18 protein-coding genes and 1 other RNA gene are annotated in these 17,453 nt (G+C 72.1%); 5 read left to right on the top strand and 14 right to left on the bottom strand.

The genetic code is table 11. From position 1 onward, the window contains the following. Positions 1–69 precede the first annotated feature (69 nt). The 3 genes from K1X13_RS18930 to K1X13_RS18920 form a co-directional block, all read right to left on the bottom strand. Positions 70–3,057 carry a bifunctional [glutamine synthetase] adenylyltransferase/[glutamine synthetase]-adenylyl-L-tyrosine phosphorylase gene (locus tag K1X13_RS18930; protein ID WP_504739200.1) on the bottom strand — a complete coding sequence of 996 codons (2,988 nt, stop codon included), beginning with the start codon at positions 3,055–3,057 and terminating at the stop codon, positions 70–72. After that, entirely contained in the window at positions 3,051–3,782 is a 732-nt protein-coding gene (locus K1X13_RS18925) for a type 1 glutamine amidotransferase (RefSeq protein ID WP_221026682.1), read from the bottom strand. Before K1X13_RS18925 ends, K1X13_RS18930 begins: the two co-directional genes overlap by 7 nt. 65 nt (positions 3,783–3,847) lie before the next feature. After that, positions 3,848–5,185, bottom strand: coding sequence for a glutamine synthetase family protein (locus K1X13_RS18920; RefSeq protein WP_221026681.1), 1,338 nt, complete (start codon positions 5,183–5,185; stop codon positions 3,848–3,850). Positions 5,186–5,352: 167 nt separating this feature from the next. Here K1X13_RS18920 and K1X13_RS18915 point away from each other — a divergent pair, with 167 nt between their 5' ends. Both K1X13_RS18915 and panB read left to right on the top strand, forming a co-directional pair. Further along, on the top strand, positions 5,353–7,110 hold the full coding sequence (locus K1X13_RS18915) for an NAD+ synthase (RefSeq protein ID WP_221026680.1): 1,758 nt from the start codon (positions 5,353–5,355) through the stop codon (positions 7,108–7,110). A gap of 140 nt (positions 7,111–7,250) precedes the next feature. After that, positions 7,251–8,099, top strand: a complete 849-nt coding sequence (gene panB, locus K1X13_RS18910; RefSeq protein WP_221026679.1) for a 3-methyl-2-oxobutanoate hydroxymethyltransferase — start codon at positions 7,251–7,253, stop codon at positions 8,097–8,099. A 45-nt stretch (positions 8,100–8,144) separates the two neighbouring features. Here the strand turns inward: panB and K1X13_RS18905 are convergent, their stop codons facing one another. Together K1X13_RS18905 and K1X13_RS18900 are read right to left on the bottom strand one after the other, a co-directional pair. After that, the gene (locus tag K1X13_RS18905; protein ID WP_221026678.1) at positions 8,145–8,384 is read right to left on the bottom strand and encodes a hypothetical protein; all 240 of its coding nucleotides are present in this window, start codon (positions 8,382–8,384) and stop codon (positions 8,145–8,147) included. A gap of 34 nt (positions 8,385–8,418) precedes the next feature. Continuing rightward, positions 8,419–8,610: a hypothetical protein gene (locus tag K1X13_RS18900; RefSeq protein WP_221026677.1), complete on the bottom strand. Its 192-nt coding sequence runs from the start codon at positions 8,608–8,610 to the stop codon at positions 8,419–8,421. A gap of 82 nt (positions 8,611–8,692) precedes the next feature. Between K1X13_RS18900 and map the strand changes: the two genes are divergently transcribed. Next, positions 8,693–9,541: a type I methionyl aminopeptidase gene (gene map, locus K1X13_RS18895; RefSeq protein ID WP_308249641.1), complete on the top strand. Its 849-nt coding sequence runs from the start codon at positions 8,693–8,695 to the stop codon at positions 9,539–9,541. Between the two features lie 33 nt (positions 9,542–9,574). On the opposite strand, the gene K1X13_RS18890 is transcribed toward map, so the two are convergent. After that, positions 9,575–9,991, bottom strand: coding sequence for a tetratricopeptide repeat protein (locus K1X13_RS18890; RefSeq protein ID WP_308249640.1), 417 nt, complete (start codon positions 9,989–9,991; stop codon positions 9,575–9,577). A 101-nt stretch (positions 9,992–10,092) separates the two neighbouring features. Then, positions 10,093–10,419 carry a hypothetical protein gene (locus K1X13_RS19270; protein WP_225915352.1) on the bottom strand — a complete coding sequence of 109 codons (327 nt, stop codon included), beginning with the start codon at positions 10,417–10,419 and terminating at the stop codon, positions 10,093–10,095. Positions 10,420–10,560: 141 nt separating this feature from the next. Here K1X13_RS19270 and K1X13_RS18880 point away from each other — a divergent pair, with 141 nt between their 5' ends. Continuing rightward, entirely contained in the window at positions 10,561–11,775 is a 1,215-nt protein-coding gene (locus K1X13_RS18880; RefSeq protein WP_225915351.1) for a globin domain-containing protein, read from the top strand. Between the two features lie 25 nt (positions 11,776–11,800). Here the strand turns inward: K1X13_RS18880 and K1X13_RS18875 are convergent, their stop codons facing one another. From K1X13_RS18875 to K1X13_RS18860, 4 genes are all read right to left on the bottom strand, one after another. After that, the gene (locus K1X13_RS18875; protein WP_221026672.1) at positions 11,801–12,178 is read right to left on the bottom strand and encodes a VOC family protein; all 378 of its coding nucleotides are present in this window, start codon (positions 12,176–12,178) and stop codon (positions 11,801–11,803) included. Positions 12,179–12,194: 16 nt separating this feature from the next. Further along, positions 12,195–12,395 (bottom strand): hypothetical protein, encoded by a 201-nt coding sequence (locus tag K1X13_RS18870; RefSeq protein WP_221026671.1) that lies wholly within the window; start codon positions 12,393–12,395, stop codon positions 12,195–12,197. A 174-nt stretch (positions 12,396–12,569) separates the two neighbouring features. Beyond that, an RNA gene (rnpB, locus tag K1X13_RS18865) (RNase P RNA component class A) lies at positions 12,570–12,975 on the bottom strand. A gap of 36 nt (positions 12,976–13,011) precedes the next feature. Further along, positions 13,012–14,442, bottom strand: a complete 1,431-nt coding sequence (locus tag K1X13_RS18860; protein WP_221026670.1) for an RNB domain-containing ribonuclease — start codon at positions 14,440–14,442, stop codon at positions 13,012–13,014. A gap of 51 nt (positions 14,443–14,493) precedes the next feature. Between K1X13_RS18860 and K1X13_RS18855 the strand changes: the two genes are divergently transcribed. Further along, positions 14,494–15,285 carry a YaaA family protein gene (locus tag K1X13_RS18855; protein WP_221026669.1) on the top strand — a complete coding sequence of 264 codons (792 nt, stop codon included), beginning with the start codon at positions 14,494–14,496 and terminating at the stop codon, positions 15,283–15,285. On the opposite strand, the gene K1X13_RS18850 is transcribed toward K1X13_RS18855, so the two are convergent. The 3 genes from K1X13_RS18850 to K1X13_RS18840 all read right to left on the bottom strand — a co-directional run bounded on the left by K1X13_RS18850 (position 15,272) and on the right by K1X13_RS18840 (position 17,449). Then, the gene (locus K1X13_RS18850) at positions 15,272–15,499 is read right to left on the bottom strand and encodes a hypothetical protein (protein ID WP_221026668.1); all 228 of its coding nucleotides are present in this window, start codon (positions 15,497–15,499) and stop codon (positions 15,272–15,274) included. The genes K1X13_RS18855 and K1X13_RS18850 overlap by 14 nt on opposite strands. 61 nt (positions 15,500–15,560) lie before the next feature. Next, positions 15,561–16,706: a bifunctional RNase H/acid phosphatase gene (locus K1X13_RS18845; protein ID WP_221026667.1), complete on the bottom strand. Its 1,146-nt coding sequence runs from the start codon at positions 16,704–16,706 to the stop codon at positions 15,561–15,563. Beyond that, positions 16,706–17,449 (bottom strand): zinc ribbon domain-containing protein, encoded by a 744-nt coding sequence (locus K1X13_RS18840; RefSeq protein ID WP_221026666.1) that lies wholly within the window; start codon positions 17,447–17,449, stop codon positions 16,706–16,708. Before K1X13_RS18840 ends, K1X13_RS18845 begins: the two co-directional genes overlap by 1 nt. Positions 17,450–17,453 lie beyond the last annotated feature (4 nt).

Here is a 17,453-nt window from a genome sequence, read left to right as displayed (position 1 = left end):
GGCCACCTAGGCCGCGTCGCCGCGTCCGGCTCACCGGGCGCGGCGACGCGCGAGTGGTGGGCCGCTCGGTCAGTCCCAGAAGACCCGGTCGACCACGGCCCGTGCCCGGCGGGTGATCCGCAGGTAGTCGTTCACCAGCTCGTCGGACTCCCCCGGCGCGTAGCCGCACAGGTGCGCCACGGCCGCCTTCTCCCGCGGGTCGCGCGGCAGCGAGTCCGACGGCCGTCCGCGCACGAGCATGATCGCGTTGCGCAGCCGGCTCGCCGTCGACCAGGCCTGCCGCAGCGCGTCGGCGTCCTCCTCCGGCAGCAGGTCCGCCTCGACCGCGGCGGCCAGCGCGTCCAGCGTGCGGGTGGTGCGCAGCGACTCGATCTTCCCGGCGTGCTGCATCTGGAGCAGCTGGACGGTCCACTCCACGTCGGCCAGGCCGCCGCGGCCGAGCTTGAGGTGGGTGGCCGGGTCGGCGCCGCGCGGCAGCCGCTCGGAGTCGACGCGTGCCTTGATCCGCCGTACCTCCCGGACGTCCTTGTCGGTGATCCCGTCGGCCGGGAAGCGCAGCGGGTCGGCCATCGCGGTGAACCGGTCGCGCAGGCCGCGGTCGCCGACGAGCGCGTCGGCCCGCAGCAGCGCCTGGGCCTCCCAGACCGCGGACCACTTGGCGTAGTAGGCCGCGTAGGAGTCCAGCGAGCGGACCAGCGGGCCCTGCTTGCCCTCGGGGCGCAGCCCGGTGTCGATGTCGAGCGCGGGGTCGGTGCCCGGCAGCGCGAGCAGCCGCCTCAGCTCGTTGGCGACGTGGGTCGCCGCGGTCGACGCCTCGTGCCCGTCGACGCCCTCGAGGGGCTCGTGCACGAACATCACGTCGGCGTCGCTGCCGTACGACAGCTCGTGCCCGCCGAACCGTCCCATCGCGACGATCGCCATCCGGGTGGGCAGCGGGGCGCGGCGCTCCGCCTCGATCGCGGCGCTGGCGACCGCGAGCGCGGCCTCCAGCGTCGCCACCGTGATGTCGGTCAGGGCGAGGCCGACCGCGGCCACGTCGAGCTCGCCGACGAGGTCCGCGGTCGCGACCCGGAACAGCTCCCTGCGCCGGATCGCGCGCACCGCCTCGATCGCCTGCACCGGGTCGGTCTGCCGCAGGCCGACCTCGACCATCTCCTTCTCCAGCGCCTCCCGGCTCAGCGGGACGAGCCCGTTCTCCTTGCCGAGCAGGGCCACCCCCTCGGGCGCGCGCTGGAGCAGGTCGGTGCCGTACCGGCTGGAGGCCAGCACCAGCGCCATCCGGTAGGCCACCTGCCCCTCGTCGCGGAGCAGCCGGAGGTACCAGTGCGTCGAGCCGAGCGCCTCGGAGATCTTCCGGAAGCCGAGCAGACCCGCGTCGGGGTCGGGGGCGTCGGCGAACCACTCGAGCATCACCGGCAGCAGGGTGCGCTGGATCGCCGCCGACCGGGACACCCCGCTGGTCAGCGCCTCGAGGTGGCGCAGCGCCCCGACCGGGTCCGCGTAGCCGAGCGCGGCGAGCCGCTGCTTCGCGGCCTCCGGGGTGAGCCGGGCCTCGTCGCCGGGCAGCTTCGCGACCGCCGCGAGCAGGGGCCGGTAGAAGAGCTTCTCGTGGAGCCGCCGTACCTCGCGCCGGTGCTGCTTCCACTGCTGGTCGAGCTCGGCGATCGGCTGCCGGCGGAAGCCCATCGAGCGCCCTAGCCGGCGCAGCGACTCCGCGTCGTCGGGGACCACGTGGGTCCGCCGCAGCTGCGCGAGCTGGATCCGGTGCTCGAGGGTGCGCAGGAACTTGTACGCCGCGTCGAGGGAGGCGCCGTCCTCGCGGCCGACGTACCCGCCCCGGGTGAGCTCCGCGAGGGCGCTCAACGTCGCGGGGCACCGCACCTTCTCGTCGCCCCGGCCGTGCACGAGCTGGAGCAGCTGCACCGCGAACTCCACGTCGCGCAGCCCGCCCGAACCGAGCTTGAGCTGCCGCTCCGCGTGCTGCGCGGGGATGTGCTCGAGGACGCGGCGGCGCATCGCCTGCACGTCGGTGACGAAGCCCTCGCGCTCGGCGGCGGACCACACCATCGGCCCGATCCGCTCGCAGTACTCGCGGCCGAGCGCGGCGTCGCCGGCCACGGGCCGGGCCTTCAGCAGGGCCTGGAACTCCCAGGTCTTGGCCCACCGCTCGTAGTAGCCCTGGTGGCTGGCGACGGTGCGGACCAGCGGCCCCGACTTGCCCTCCGGCCGAAGCGCCGCGTCGACCGGCCAGATCGTGCCCTCGGCGGTGTGGTCGGAGCAGATCCGCATCATGTTCGAGGCGAGCTGGGTGGCGGCCCGGATGGCCGGCGTCTCCTCGACGCCGTCGGCCGGCTCGGCCACGAAGATGACGTCCACGTCGCTGACGTAGTTGAGCTCGCGGCCGCCGCACTTGCCCATCGCGACCACCGAGAGCCGGCAGGTGCTCGCAGCGTCCCCGACCCGGGCCCGGGCGACCGCCAGCGCCGCCTCGAGCGTCCCCGCGGCGAGGTCGGACAGCTCGGCGGCGACGTCGTCCATGCCCACGCCGTGCGCGAGGTCGCGGGAGGCGAGCCGCAGCAGCAGCCGCCGGTACTCCACGCGCAGCGCGTCGACGGCGGCGGTGTCGTCCATGTCCGAGACCGGAGTGGCGCTGGCCGGGTCGGCCCCCACTGCCCGGAGCAGGTCGGCGCGCAGCGCGAACGCCGGCGGCCGGGTCGACCCGAGGTCCGGGCTGGTCAGCTCCCGCCACTGCTCGGGGTGGTGCAGCAGGTGGTCGCCGAGGGCCGAGCTCGCGCCGAGCACGAGCAGCAGCCGCATCGCGAAGCCCTCGTCGTCGATCAGGTCCTCGAGCAGCTCCGTGCCGTCGTCGGCCCGCTCGGTGAGCTCCGCGAGGTAGCGGGTCGCCTGGTCCGGGTCGGCGGTGACCGCGAGCAGGTGGACCAGCGAGTCGGCCGCGTCCCCGAGCTTGCCCAGGACCGCCGCGGCGCCCTCGGCGTCCTCGAACCCCATCCGTGCCAGCGTCCCGGTGGCCGTGCTGACCCGGCTGCCCCTCACCACGTCGCGACCGCGTCCTCGGTCAGGGCGGCGAAGCCGGTGGCGAGCGGTCGCCAGGCGCTCCGCAGCTCCTCGCGTGCGGCGGCCACCCGGGCGACGTACTCGTCGACGTCGACGCCGCGCTCGACCGCCTCGTCGCGGTCGCTGTCGGCCCAGGACCGGACGATCTCCTCGCCGGCCTCCGGGTGGGACTGCACGCCCCACACGGTCGGCGCGTAGCGCACCGCCTGCACCTCGTCGGCAGGGGTCCGTGCGAGCACGACGGCGTCCGGGGGTACGACGCTGACCACGTCGTTGTTCCACTGCACCGCCACCCGGGCCTGCGTCAGCGGGCCGAGCAGCGCGTCGTCGGCGGCGGCCTCGGTCCAGCCGACGTCGAGGACGCCGATCTGCTGGCCGCGCGGGTTCGGGTGGACCGCCCCACCCAGCGCGACGGCCACCAGCTGGTGCCCCAGGCAGATGCCGAGCGTGGGCACGTGGGTCTCCGCGGCGCGGCGTACGAGCGCTTTCACCTCGGTGAGCCAGGGGTGCTGCTCGTCGGCGTAGGCGTCCATCGACCCGCCCAGGACCAGCATCCCGCTGTGCCCGGCCAGGTCCTCGGGCAGCCGGTCACCGGCGTACGGGCGGCGTACGTCGAGGGGCACACCCGCCTCGGCCAGCCACTCCCCCATCCAGCCGGGAGGGCACTGCGCTTCATGCTCGACGACGAGGACCCCTGAGCTGCTCACGGGACGAGGCTAGCCCTCCCGCACCAACACCCCGCCTCGCGTGGCTGGGCAGGAGGGTCGGCGACTCAGATGACCGGGAGCATCCGGTCGCGCTCGAAGGCGGAGACCTGACCGCGGTACTCCTCCCACTCCGCACGCTTGTTGCGCAGGAAGAAGTCGTACACGTGCTCGCCGAGCGTCTCCGCGAGCAGCTCGCTGTTCTCCATGATCCCGATCGCCTCGTAGAGGGTCTTGGGCAGCGGGTCGATGCCGAGCGACTTCCGCTCGCGGTCGTTGAGCGACCACACGTCGTCCTCGGCCTCGGGCGGCAGGTCGTAGCCCTCCTCGATGCCCTTCATCCCGGCGGCGAGGATCACCGCGAACGCCAGATAGGGGTTGCACGCCGAGTCGATGGTGCGCAGCTCGATCCGGGTCGACTGGCCCTTGTTCGGCTTGTACATCGGGACGCGGATCATCGCCGAGCGGTTGTTGTGGCCCCAGCAGATGTACGACGGGGCCTCGCCGCCGCCGATCAGCCGCTTGTAGGAGTTCACCCACTGGTTCGTGACCGCGGTGATCTCGGCAGCGTGCGTCAGGATGCCGGCGATGAAGGACCGCCCGGTCTTCGACAGCTGGTACTCCGACCCCGCGGAGAAGAAGGCGTTCCGGTCGCCCTCGAACAGCGACACGTGGGTGTGCATGCCCGACCCGGGGTGGGTGGTGAACGGCTTGGGCATGAACGTCGCCCAGATGCCCTGCGACAGCGCCACCTCGCGCACCACGGTGCGGAAGGTCATGATGTTGTCCGCGGTGGACAGCGCGTCGGCGTAGCGCAGGTCGATCTCCTGCTGGCCGGGGCCGCCCTCGTGGTGGCTGAACTCCACCGAGATGCCCATCGACTCCAGCATCGTGATCGCCTCGCGGCGGAAGTCCGCCCCGGAGCTCTGCGCGGTGTGGTCGAAGTAGCCGCTGCGGTCCACGGGCACCGGGTCGGCGCCGGGCTGCGGGGTGTCCTTGAACAGGTAGAACTCGATCTCGGGATGCGTGTAGAACGTGAAGCCGTTCTCCGCCGCCTTCGACAGGGTGCGCTTGAGCACGAACCGCGGGTCGGCGTACGACGGGGAGCCGTCCGGCATCACGATGTCGCAGAACATCCGGGCGGTCGACGGGCCCTCGCCGCGCCACGGCAGGATCTGGAAGGTGGACGGGTCCGGCTTGGCGAGCATGTCGGCCTCGTAGACGCGGGCGAACCCCTCGATCGCGGAGCCGTCGAAGCCGATGCCCTCGGAGAAGGCCCCCTCGAGCTCGGCGGGGGCGATCGCGACGGACTTCAGCGAGCCCAGCACGTCGGTGAACCACAGTCTGACGAAGCGGACGTCGCGCTCCTCGAGTGCGCGGAGAACGAACTCTTCCTGCTTGCCCATCGGGGCGCCTCCTGGAGGTCGGGTGTGAGCCCACTTCGTGGCCGGTTTCCGTGCCGGACCGTGACGGGCTCAGTCTGTCCGGCACATGTTTCGGGGCTGTTAACGGGGTCCGGCCCGGCCGCCTCCGTACCCGTTTCCGCCGGAGGTGATCGGGATACCCTGCTGGCGTGCCTCAGCTACGACTCGCCCTCGCCCAGGTCAACCCCACGGTAGGCGACCTCGCCGGCAACGCCGAGCTGGTCCTGGAGTGGGCCAAGAAGGCCGACGCGGCCGGCGCGCACGTCGCCGCGTTCCCCGAGCTCGTCCTCAACGGCTACCCCGTCGAGGACCTCACCTTCCGCGCCTCCTTCATCGCCGCGACCCGGCAGGCCCTCGACCAGCTCGCCGCGGACCTCGACGCGGCAGGTCTCGGCGAGCTGGTCTGCGTGGTCGGCTACATCGACAGCGTGCAGGACTCCGCGGACCGGCTCGGCGTCCCCAAGGGCTCCCCGCAGAACGCCGCCGCGGTGATCCACGGTGGCCGGGTCGTGGCCAGCTACGCCAAGCACCACCTGCCCAACTACGGGGTCTTCGACGAGGCGCGCTACTTCGTGCCCGGCGACACCACCCAGGTGGTCCAGGTGCACGGCGTCGACGTGGCGATCTGCATCTGCGAGGACCTCTGGCAGGACGGCCCCTCCGCGAACGCCAAGGCCGCTGAGGCCGGCCTGCTGCTGGTGATCAACGGCTCCCCGTTCGAGGCGGCCAAGGACGACGTCCGGCTCGAGCTGTGCTCGCGGCGGGCCCGCGAGGCCGAGTCCGCGCTGGCCTACGTGAACATGGTCGGCGGCCAGGACGAGCTGGTGTACGACGGCGACTCGATCGTCGTGGACGCGCAGGGCGAGACCGTCGCACGTGCCGCGCAGTTCGTCGAGGAGCTGCTCGTGGTCGACCTCGACCTCCCGGCCGCCACGCCGGGCATGCCGGAGGAGACCGAGGAGCGGGGCGGCCTGCGGGTCCGTCGTACCGTCGTCAGCAGCGACCCGGTCCCCGCCTACGAGCCGCTGCCCTCCACCGTCGCCGACCGGATCCACGACCACGCCGAGGTCTACGAGGCGATCGTGGTGGGGCTGCGCGACTACGTGCGCAAGAACGGCTTCTCCAGCGTGCTGCTCGGCATGTCCGGCGGCATCGACTCCACCCTGGTCGCCGCGATCGCCTGCGACGCGATCGGCGCCGACAACGTGTACGGCGTCTCGAACCCGAGCGCCTACTCCAGCGAGCACTCCAAGTCCGACGCCGCGGACCAGGCCGAGCGCACCGGGCTGCACTTCCGGACCGTCCCGATCGCCCCGATGGTCGACGCCTTCCAGTCCGACCTCCGGCTCGACGGGCTGGCCGCGGAGAACCTCCAGGCCAGGATCCGCGCGGTGATCTGGATGGGCCTGTCGAACCAGGAGGGGCACCTCGTGCTCGCCTGCGGCAACAAGAGCGAGCTCGCGGTGGGCTACTCCACCATCTACGGCGACGCGGTCGGCGGGTTCGCCCCGATCAAGGACGTGTTCAAGACCCAGGTCTGGGAGCTGGCCAGGTGGCGCAACGCGGAGGCCGAGCGCCGCGGGGAGACCCCGCCGATCCCCCCGGGAACGATCACCAAGGAACCGAGCGCGGAGCTCTCCCCCGGCCAGCGCGACAGCGACTCCCTGCCGCCGTACCCGGTGCTCGACGACATCCTCGACGACTACATCGAGCGCGACTCCGGGTCCGCGGAGCTCGTGCAGCACGGCTTCGACGCCGAGCTGGTGGAGAAGGTGCTGCGGATGGTGGACCGGGCGGAGTACAAGCGCCGCCAGTTCCCGCCGGGCCCGAAGATCTCCCGGCGCAACTTCGGCCGCGACCGCCGGCTGCCGATCACCAGCTCCTGGCGCGAGGTGGCCCGGTCCTGAGCGGGCGCCCGCGGTGGACCCGGGGCCCGGCCCCGACGTGACCGGCGCCACAGGGCACGTCCGTCCGGTTCGGGACTAGCCTGGGTCGTGGTCCGGGGACTCCGTCAGGGAGCCTCGAGAGCGAACACCGGAGGCATCAGATGAGCGAGACGACCGCGCCCTACGGCACCGGTCCGGCCACGGGGTCGGCGCCCGTGAAGAGGGTCCGCACGCACCACCTGCGCGAGATGAAGGAGCGCGGCGAGAAGTGGGCGATGCTCACCGCCTACGAGCAGTACACCGCGCAGACCTTCGACGAGGCCGGCATCCCGGTGATGCTGGTCGGCGACTCCGCCTCGAACAACGTCTACGGCAACGAGACCTCGCTGCCGGTCACCGTCGACGAGCTGATCCCGCTGGTCCGCGCGGTCACCCGGTCCGCCCACCGCGCGCTGATCGTCGCCGACCTGCCCTTCGGCTCCTACCAGGCCTCGCCCGAGCAGGCCTTCCACACCGCGGTGCGGTTCATGAAGGAGGCCAACGCGCACGCCGTGAAGCTCGAGGGCGGCGAGGAGATGGTGCCGCAGGTCGAGCTGCTCACCCGCTCCGGGATCCCGGTGATGGCGCACATCGGCTTCACCCCGCAGTCCGAGCACAACCTGGGCGGCTACCGGGTCCAGGGACGCGGCGACGCCGCCCAGCGGCTGGTCTCCGAGGCCAAGGCGCTGGAGGCGGCCGGGGCGTTCGCGATCGTCATGGAGATGGTGCCCGGGGAGGTGGCCGCCGAGGTCACCCGGACGCTGTCCATCCCCACCATCGGCATCGGCGCGGGCGTGCACTGCGACGCCCAGGTGCTGGTGTGGCAGGACATGGCCGGGCTGCGCACCGGGCGGATGCCGCGCTTCGTCAAGCAGTACGCCGACGTGCACGGGGTGCTGCTCAAGGCTGCCCAGGACTTCGCGGCCGACGTCTCGGCGGGCTCGTTCCCGGGCGACGAGCACACGTTCTGACCGAGGCACCCCTGCCCGCGGGCGGCGGTCACGGGCCGCTGGGGGTCAGGCCAGCATCGCGGTGAACCACACGGCGACCGCGACCACGGGCAGGGCGAGCACCCGGTAGGGGTGCCGCATGAACCACGCGCAGGCCAGCACGAACAGCACCAGCCAGACCAGGGGCAGGACGACCGAGGTGAGCAGGTCGCGGACCACGATCGCGGACCACGCGTAGAGGAAGAACGAGACCGCCATCCCGCCGACGCCGATCCACGGCCCGGACTGGGCCAGGTTGCTCCTCACGCTCGGGTGACCTCCTGGCACGCGGGTCGGCGGGTCAGTCCTCGACGTCGTCGTCGGACCAGGTGGGGTCGTGGTCCCAGGCCTCGTTGCGCTCCTCGACCTTCTCCAGGGCACGCGACGCCTCGGCCTCGGACGGGTAGGGGCCGAGCCGGTCGGCGTTCTTGCAGCCGTCCCGCCCCTCGACCCGGTGGTGCTCGAGGCAGAACCAGTACTCGTTGCTGCTCATGTTCCCCTCCTCCACTCGGCGACGACGCGGTCCGCCGTACGCCGTGATCTTGCCCGGCGCATCAGAAACTACACTCGAACACGTGACTGCGATCGCCCCTGCCACCATCTCGCCCCGCCGCCCCGTCCCCGCGCACATCCCGCGCCCGGAGTACGTCGACAAGGACGCCCCCGCGCCCTACACCGGGCCGGAGGTCAAGGACGCGGACACCATCGAGCGGATGCGGGTCGCCGGGCGTCTCGCGGCGCAGGCGCTGCAGCTAGTGGGCAAGCACGTGCAGCCGGGGGTCACCAGCGACGAGCTCGACCGGATCGGTCACGAGTTCCTCTGCGACAACGACGCCTACCCGTCGACGCTGGGCTACAAGCACTTCCCGAAGTCGCTGTGCACCAGCGTCAACGAGGTGATCTGCCACGGCATCCCCGACAGCCGGGTGGTCGAGGACGGCGACATCGTCAACATCGACATCACCGCCTACATCGGCGGCGTGCACGGCGACACCAACGCGACCTTCCTGGCCGGCGACGTCGACGAGGAGAGCCGGCTGCTCGTCGAGCGCACCGAGGAGGCGCTGCGCCGCGCGATCAAGGCCGTGCGGCCGGGCCGGCAGATCAACGTGCTGGGCCGGGTGATCGAGTCCTACGCCAAGCGCTTCGGCTACGGCGTCGTCCGGGACTTCACCGGGCACGGGATCGGCACCGCGTTCCACTCCGGCCTGATCATCCCGCACTACGACGAGCCGTACTACGACACGGTGATCGAGCCGGGCATGACGTTCACCATCGAGCCGATGCTCTGCCTCGGCACCCACGAGTGGGACATGTGGGACGACGACTGGACGGTCGTCACCAAGGACAAGAAGCGCAGCGCGCAGTTCGAGCACACCCTGCTCGTCACCGACGACGGCGCGGAGATCCTCACCCTCCCCTGACGCCGGGGGCGGGCCGGTCGTCCCGGGGCTCGCTCAGACCAGGTCGTCGAAGGACGACTGGCCGGTCTCGGCGAGCCGTCGCTCGATGCGTAGCACCCCGGCCTCGTGCTCGGGGTCGCCGGACATCACCGCGGCGAGCCGCATGTGCGGGAGCGCTTCGGAGTACTTCGCCTGCCGCTCGAGCACCCGGCCCAGCGCGAACCGCGCCCACACGTCGGACGGGCAGTCCTCGACCAGCGCGGACAGCTCGGACTCGGCGCGGTGGAGCTGGGCGCTCTGGAAGTAGGCCCAGGCCCGCAGGGTGCGCAGGCTCGTGGACGCCGGCTCAGCCTCGATCGCCGGGTCGAGCAGCGCGATCGCCTGGCGCGGGTCGCGCTCCTCGAGCAGCTGCCACGCCTGGTGGTACGCGTCGGCGGGGTGGTACTGCCTGTCCGGTGCCTGGAACGTCACGGTCTCACTCCTTCTGCGCGCTGCACGTGTCACAACCCCATCGTGCACCCCGACATTCCCGCCGTCCCGCCGTTGCCTGACAGCAGCCTCCGCCCGACCCGTCATGCGACGCCGACGTCCTTCTTGGTGCGCAGCGCGCTGCCCAGACACAGGGCACCCGCCACCAGGACCGGGAAGCCGACGGAGAGGATCGCCAGGGCCCCGACCGCGACGAGCACGACGCCGGCGAGGAGAAGCACGGCACGCCGATGGTGGGCGCCCTCGCGCGAGCCGTAGCCGGCAGCCGTCGCCCCGAGGATCAGCGCTCCGAGAAACCACACCACCGGCTCGTCCGACTGCTCACGCATGACCCCGACATAGGCGACCGCCGTACCGAGGGCCAGCACCGCTGCCGCGACGGCGATGGGGTCCACACGGGGTCTGGTCATGCCTCCAGTGTGGTGCCGAGTGTGATCTACGGCTCGCCCATAGCGGGACTTTGGTCCGTATTTTCCACAGCCCTCCCGAAAGTAAAGTCCGGGCGTGCCAGCCCACAAGGCACAAGGCACCACCACCCAGGGAGCTCTATCTTGTTCTTGTCACCTCATGCCGAGCCCGTCGTCCGAGCCACCGCTCCGGTCGTCGCCGAGCACGCCGTCGCCATCACGTCACGCTTCTACCCGGCCATGCTGGAGGCGCACCCCGACCTGCGGAACCTGTTCAACATGGGCAACCAGGCCAGCGGTGAGCAGCGTCAGGCGCTCGCGTCCGCCGTGGTGGCCTACGCGGTCCACCTGCTCGACCCCGCAGCCCCGTCGTTCCAGCCGGTGATGCAGCGCATCGCGCACAAGCACGTGTCGCTGGGGATCCGTCCCGAGCAGTACACGATCGTCGGGCACCACCTGATGGCAGCCGTCGCCGAGGTCCTCGGCGACGCGGTGACGCCGGAGGTCGCCCAGGCCTGGGACGAGGTCTACTGGCTCTTCGCCGCCCAGCTGATCGCCGAGGAGGCCCGGCTCTACACCGTCGCAGGAGTGGACCCGTCGCACCCCTGGCGCCGGTACGTCGTGGTGGAGCGGGTCGAGGAGGCCACCGACACGATCTCGCTCGTGTTCCGTCCCGAGGACGGCGGACTGGTCCCCCGGCACCTGCCGGGACAGTACGTCTCGGTGGTGGTCACCCTGCCGGACGGCCTTCGCCAGCCGCGGCAGTACACCGTGTCCACGGGGCCGCGGGAGAACACGCTGCAGATCACGGTGCGGCGCGTGCGGGGTGTCGGTGGCGCTCCGGACGGGGCGGTCTCGACGTTCCTGCACGAGCAGATCGTGGTGGGCGACGTACTCGAGCTCGGGGCCCCGTCCGGTGACCTCGTGCTGGCCGACGGAGACGACCCGCTGCTGCTGATCAGCGCGGGCGTGGGGATCACCCCCGTGGCGGCGATCCTGGACGACCTGGCGACGCGGGGAACGACGCGGCCGGTGACGGTGGCCCACGCGGACCGCTCCGCAGCCAGTCACGCTCTGTTCGGTGCCACCGCGGACGCCATCTCGGCGCTCGGCAGCGCCGAGGTCCACACCTGGTACGAGCGAGTGGACGCGACCGGAGACCGGCGGGGTGCCCGGACGGGGCTGATGGACCTCAGCGCCCTTCAGATCCCCGAGGCGGCCGACGTGTTCATGTGCGGACCGCTGCCGTTCATGCGGGACGTGCGGGCGTCGCTGGTCCGCAGCGGGGTGCCGTCCCACCGGATCCGCTACGAGGTCTTCGGGCCGGACATGTTCGCCGGACAGACGCTGAGCGCCTGATCCGGTCGGGCCCGGGCCGGCACCGTCAGTCTCGCTGGATCACCGAGAGGACGTTGCCGGCCGGGTCCTTGAACCAGGCGATCAACGGGCCACCGCCGCGGAAGACCCCCTTCTCGTCGGTCTCGACGGCGGTGCCCGGGTAGTGCTCGAAGACGACGCCTCGAGCGGTCAGCTCGTCGACCGCCTTCTCGACGTCGTCGACCCCGAAGTTGAGGATCGTGTACGTCGCCGGCCGATGGTCCGGCTTGGGGTAGACGAGCGTGTCCCTGTCACCGGCCAGGTGGAGGGTCAGCAGGCCGTTGTCCTCCGACACCCTCAGGCCCAGGGTGTCGGCGTAGAAGGCTCGCGCCTTCTCGACGTCGTCCACCGAGAACCCGCTGAACGCCTTGGCGTGCTCCAACATGATCGTCCTCCTCGTGCTAGGTCCAGCTCAGTCGGTAGCGGATGTGCGTGGCGTACGGCGACGCGCGGACTCGCCGCTGCTCCAGCCGAGGCGGCGCCCCCAACACCCAGTCGTGGATGGGCTCCCCACCGACGCCGAGTCCGCGGCCGAGACCGTCGGCCGGTCCTGCGACGAACCCGTCGAGCGACAAGGAGATGTCCACGAGCACCGTGGCCACGGCGTCCTCCTCCGGCTGTCCGTGTCAGGCCTTCACACGTTCAGACCGCCGCGACACCGGGAAGTCATCGCCGTTGAGGCGTCAGTCGTGCCGGCCGGCCGGAACGAGTGACCTCTCAACGCCGCACGAGTGACGCCTCAAGACCGCACGAGTGACCTCTCAACGGGGAGGGGGCGGATGAGCTGGCCTGTAGGCCGGGTTCTGTCCCCGTGGGCCTCGCGGCACCACGGTCGGCGACCATCCATCTAGGGCTGCCGTCACCGACAGCCTCTGGCGGTCTACCCGCGAACTCGGGCGGGCAGCCCTCGAACGTCCGCGCGAAGGACACCTCGCGGCGTCCTCCTTCTTGACCTTGCTCCAGGTGGGGTTTACCTAGCCGTCCCGGTCGCCCGGCACGCTGGTGGTCTCTTACACCACCGTTTCACCCTTACCGCTCCCGCCGTGAGGCGCGAGCGGCGGTCTGCTTTCTGTGGCACTGTCCCGCGGGTCACCCCGGGTGGGAGTTACCCACCACCTTGCCCTGTGGAGCCCGGACCTTCCTCGGGGAGCTCGCGCCCCACGCGGTCGCCCGGCCAGCTCATCCGCAGGGCCAAGGATACGGCCCCGCGGGGGCTGCTCACGCCAGCTCGAACTTGACCGTCCGGTTCTCCGGGTCGGCCTCGGCGAGCCGCACCCGTACGTCGGTGCCGAGCGGCAGGTCGTGCGGGGCCGAGACGGCCGCCTCGATCGCGGGCTCCTGGATCACCACGCGGCCACGGGTGGCGTCCTCCTCCACCGACACCACGACGCCGGGGAAGGTCTCCCCCACGTGCTTGTGCAGCACCGCCGCCTCCACCAGGTCGAGGATCGTGCGCTCGTACCGGCTCGCCCGCTGGCCGGACTCCTGCATGGTCGCCGGGAGCCGCTCCAGCCGGGCGAGCACCCAGCCCGGCACCTCGGTCCCGGCGCACAGCGCGAGGCACACCTCGAGCGCGTAACGGTCCACCAGCCGGCGCAGCGGAGCGGTGACGTGGGCGTACTCCGAGGCCAGCGCGGAGTGCTCCGGCTGCCCGGGTACGGCGCCGTTGAAGCCGACGTAGCCCGACCCGCGGAGCAGCTGCGTGCAGGCGAGCACCATCGCGGCGTGGTGCGGCAGCGACGGGTCGAGCGAGCGGATGAAGTCGGGGTAGAGCTGCTCGGCGGGCCACTCGATGTCCAGCGCCTTCGCGGTGCGGTGCAGCCGCAGGACGTCGCGGGGGTCCGGCGGCGGGAGGGTGCGCAGCAGGCCCACCCGGGCGTAGATCATCAGGTCCGCCGCCGCCATCCCGGTGAGCAGCGAGATCTGCGCGTTCCACTCCTCCACCGGCAGCATCGTGCGGAAGCTGAGCGACCAGTCGTCGCCGTCGATGTCGATCTCCTGCTCGGGCAGCGGCAGCGACACCCCGCCGCGGGCGGCCTCACGCTGCTTGCGCAGCTCCCCGACCTCGCGCAGCAGCAGGAACATCTCGTCCGCCGTACCGGCGTCGAGCTCCTTCTGCACCGACTCGTAGTCGAGCTTGGCGCGGCTGCGCACCAGCGCCCGCTCCACGAACGCGTCCGTGCCCTCGCCGTCGCGGTCGACCTTGATCGTCCACAGCAGGGCGGGGCGGACCTCGTCGGGCAGCAGCGAGGCGGCGCCCTCGGAGAGCACCTTCGGGTGCAGCGGCACCTTCGAGTCGGCGCCGTACAGCGTCTCGCCGCGCCGGTGCGCCTCCTCGTCGACCGGGTCGCCCGGGGAGACGAACGCGGCGACGTCGGCGATCGCGTACCGCACCAGGTACCCGTCGCCGTCACGGGTCAGGTGCATCGCCTGGTCGAGGTCCCTCGCGGTGTCGGGGTCGATGGTGACGAAGGGGATGTCGGTGCGGTCGAGGTCGGGCAGCCTCGGGCTGCGTGCCGCCTCCGCCGCGGCCGCCTCGACCTCGGGCGGGAACTCGGGGCTCACCCCCAGCTCGGCCTGGATCTCCTCGATCCCCCGGCGCAGCGTCTCCCCGTCGGCCCGGTGGACCCTCACGACTCGTCTCGGCACGCGATCACTCCTCGCCGTCGTCGGCAACCGTCCTCAGCATAGGGTGAGCGCGTGCTGATCCTGCTTCCTCCGTCCGAAGGAAAGACCGCCCCCGCACGTGGCAGGGCGATGCAGCCGGACCGGCTCGGCTTCCCCTCGCTGCACGAGCCGCGGGCCGAGGTGCTCGACGCGCTGGTCTCCCTGTGTACGACGGACAGCCCGGCCGGCCTGGAGAAGGCCGCCGCCGTCCTGGGGGACGGGAAGACGCTGACCGCCGAGGTCGAGCGCAACGCCCGGCTCGCCACCGCACCCGCCGCCCGCGCGGACCGGGTCTACAGCGGCGTGCTCTACGAGGCGCTCGACCTCGCCTCCCTGGAGGGGGCGGCGCGACGACGCGCGACGAGCTGGATCGCGGTCGCCTCGGGACTGTTCGGCCTGGTGCGGCCCGGCGACCACATCCCGGCCTACCGGCTCTCGGGCGACGTCACCCTGCCCGGCATCGGCAACGTGGGCACGTTCTGGAGCAGGCGGCTCGACGGGGCGGTGAGGGACGCAGCGGGCCGTGGGCTCGTGGTCGACCTCCGCTCGTCGACGTACTCCTCGTTCTGGCGGCCCGACTCGGAGACCGCGCGACGGGTGGTCACCGTGCGCGTGCTGCACGAGGTCGACGGCACCCGGAAGGTCGTCTCGCACTTCAACAAGGCGACCAAGGGCCGGCTCGTCCGGGCGATGCTCCAGGACGGCGGCAACCCGACGACGCCGGCGCGGTTCGCCGAGCACCTGGGCCGGCTGGGGTGGACCGTCGAGCCGGGGCGGCCCGGCAAGCACGGCACCTCGGTCGACGTGGTGGTCAGCGACCTGTAGGTGCCTCGTCGGGCGGCGTGCACGAGTCGCCCGGCACGAACATCTGCACCAGGCCGCCGACCTGGTCGGTGCCCTCCCCGGTGCACTCCTCGCCGGCCCGGACCAGGATCACCTGGCCGACGATCCACAGCACCGGGATCGCGACGAGGACGAGCGCGAAGACCAGCCGTGGCTCGAGCCGGGGCCTGGTGGGGCGCTGCTGCTCGTCGGGCATGCGGACTCCGGGACGGAACGGGTGCGGTCCCCTCCAGCCTAGCCACGCCGGTCGGGGACGGTCAGCGGCCGAAGAAGGCCGACTCCAGCGGCCGCGCGTTGAACATCCGCAGTGACGCGGTGCCGTCCTCGAACCACGAGATCACCGTCACCGAGGCCGGGGCGAGCTCCATCCGGTAGACCGCCTCCAGGGGCGCGCCGAGCGCGGCCTTCACCAGCAGCTTGATCGGCGTGACGTGGGTGACCGCGAGCACCGCCTTGCCCGGGTAGGCGCTCAGCAGCCGGTCGCGGGTGCGGCGCACGCGCCGGTCCATGTCCTCGAAGGAGTCGCCGCCCTCGCCGGGCGAGACGTCGAGCGAGCCGAGCCAGGCGTCGAGGTCGTCGGGGTAGGCCTGCTGCACCTCGTGGAAGGTGAGCCCGTCCCAGGTGCCGAACGCGGCCTCGGCCAGGCCGTCCTCGACCTCGACCGGGTGCTCGAGCCGCTCGGCGATGATCTCGGCGGTCTCCCGGGTCCGGCGCAGCGGGGAGGTGACCACGACGTCGATCTCGTCGGCCAGCGGGGCGAGCCAGTCGGCGACGGCACGGACCTGCGCGCGGCCGTCGGCGTTCAGCGCCGGGTCGTCGCCGCCCCGGCCGCTGAACCGCTTCTCGGTGGTGTGGTCCGTCGCGCCGTGCCGCACGAGCACGAGGGTGGTCGGCGAGCCGAGGTCCCTGCTCCAGCCGACCATGGTGGCCTGCGACGGCTGCTCCTCGACCGGGACCTCCGCGACGCGGGTCCGCTTCGTCGGCCTGCCGGCGGCGGTGTCGAGCGCCTCGTTGAGGATCCGGTCGGCGTACTTGTTCTGCTCCCGCGGGATCCAGGTGTACGTCGTCCCGGCCGGTGCGAGCCGGCTGGCGGCGAGTGCCAGCGGCTTCATGTCGGGGTGCTTGATCTTCCAGCGTCCCGCCATCTGCTCGATGACGAGCTTGGAGTCCATCCGGACCTCGAGCTCGGCACCCGGGGTGTGCTCGTTGTAGAGCTCCAGCCCTGCGATCAGGCCGCGGTACTCGGCGACGTTGTTGGTGGCGACTCCGATGCACTCGGCCCGCTCGGCGACGACCTCGCCGGAGACCGCGTCCATCAGCACGGCGCCGTACGCCGCCTCGCCGGGGTTGCCTCGCGATCCCCCGTCGGCCTCGATGACCACGGAGGTGTGCTCCGCTGCCATCAGATGCCGGACTCCGAGGTGCGGACCAGGATCCGGCTGCACTCCTCGCAGCGGATCACCTCGTCGGAGGGCGCCTTCGCGATCACGCCCAGGTCGGCGGCGTTCAGCTCGAGGCTGCACCCGCCGCAGCGGCGGGCACGCAGGGCCGCGGCACCGACACCGCCCTTCTGCCCGCGGAGCTTCTCGTAGAGCGCCATCAGGTCCGTGGGCATGTCGGAGGCGGTGACCTTGCGGTCGTCGGCGACCTTGGTGAGCTGCTCCTCGACCTCGCCGGCGACCTTGGTGCGGCTGTCGGTGGTGGCCTGGATCTTGTCGTCGATCTCGGCGAGCCGGGCGGTGAGGGCGTCGAGCTCGCGCTGGGCGTCCTCGAGCTGCTCCATCACCTCGAGCTCGGTGTCCTCGAGCTCGCCGACGCGGCGGTCGAGGGAGACCATCTCGTGCTGCATCCGCTCGAGGTCCTTGGGGTTGGTGATCAGCCCCTGGTCGATCCGCTCCTGGTCGCGCTTGCGGCGGGCCTTGACCTGCTCGACGTCGGCGTCGGCCTTCTTCTGCGCGCGGGTCAGGTCGTCGACGGCGATCTTGGCGTCGCGCGCCCGGTCCCCCACCTCGGTGCGCGACCGGGCGAGAGCCTGCAGCTCCGCGGTCTGCGGCAGGGTGGCGAGCTGGTGCCGCAGCAGGTCGAGCCGGGAGTCGAGCTCCTGGACGTCCAGCAGCTTCAGCTGTGCGAAGGGATCGGCTTTCACTCGG

This window comes from Nocardioides jiangsuensis, assembly GCF_019679455.1.
GTDB lineage: Bacteria > Actinomycetota > Actinomycetes > Propionibacteriales > Nocardioidaceae > Nocardioides_C > Nocardioides_C jiangsuensis.
The sequence above is the reverse complement of the archived record's forward strand: the minus strand, read 5'-3'. Positions and strand labels throughout refer to the sequence as shown.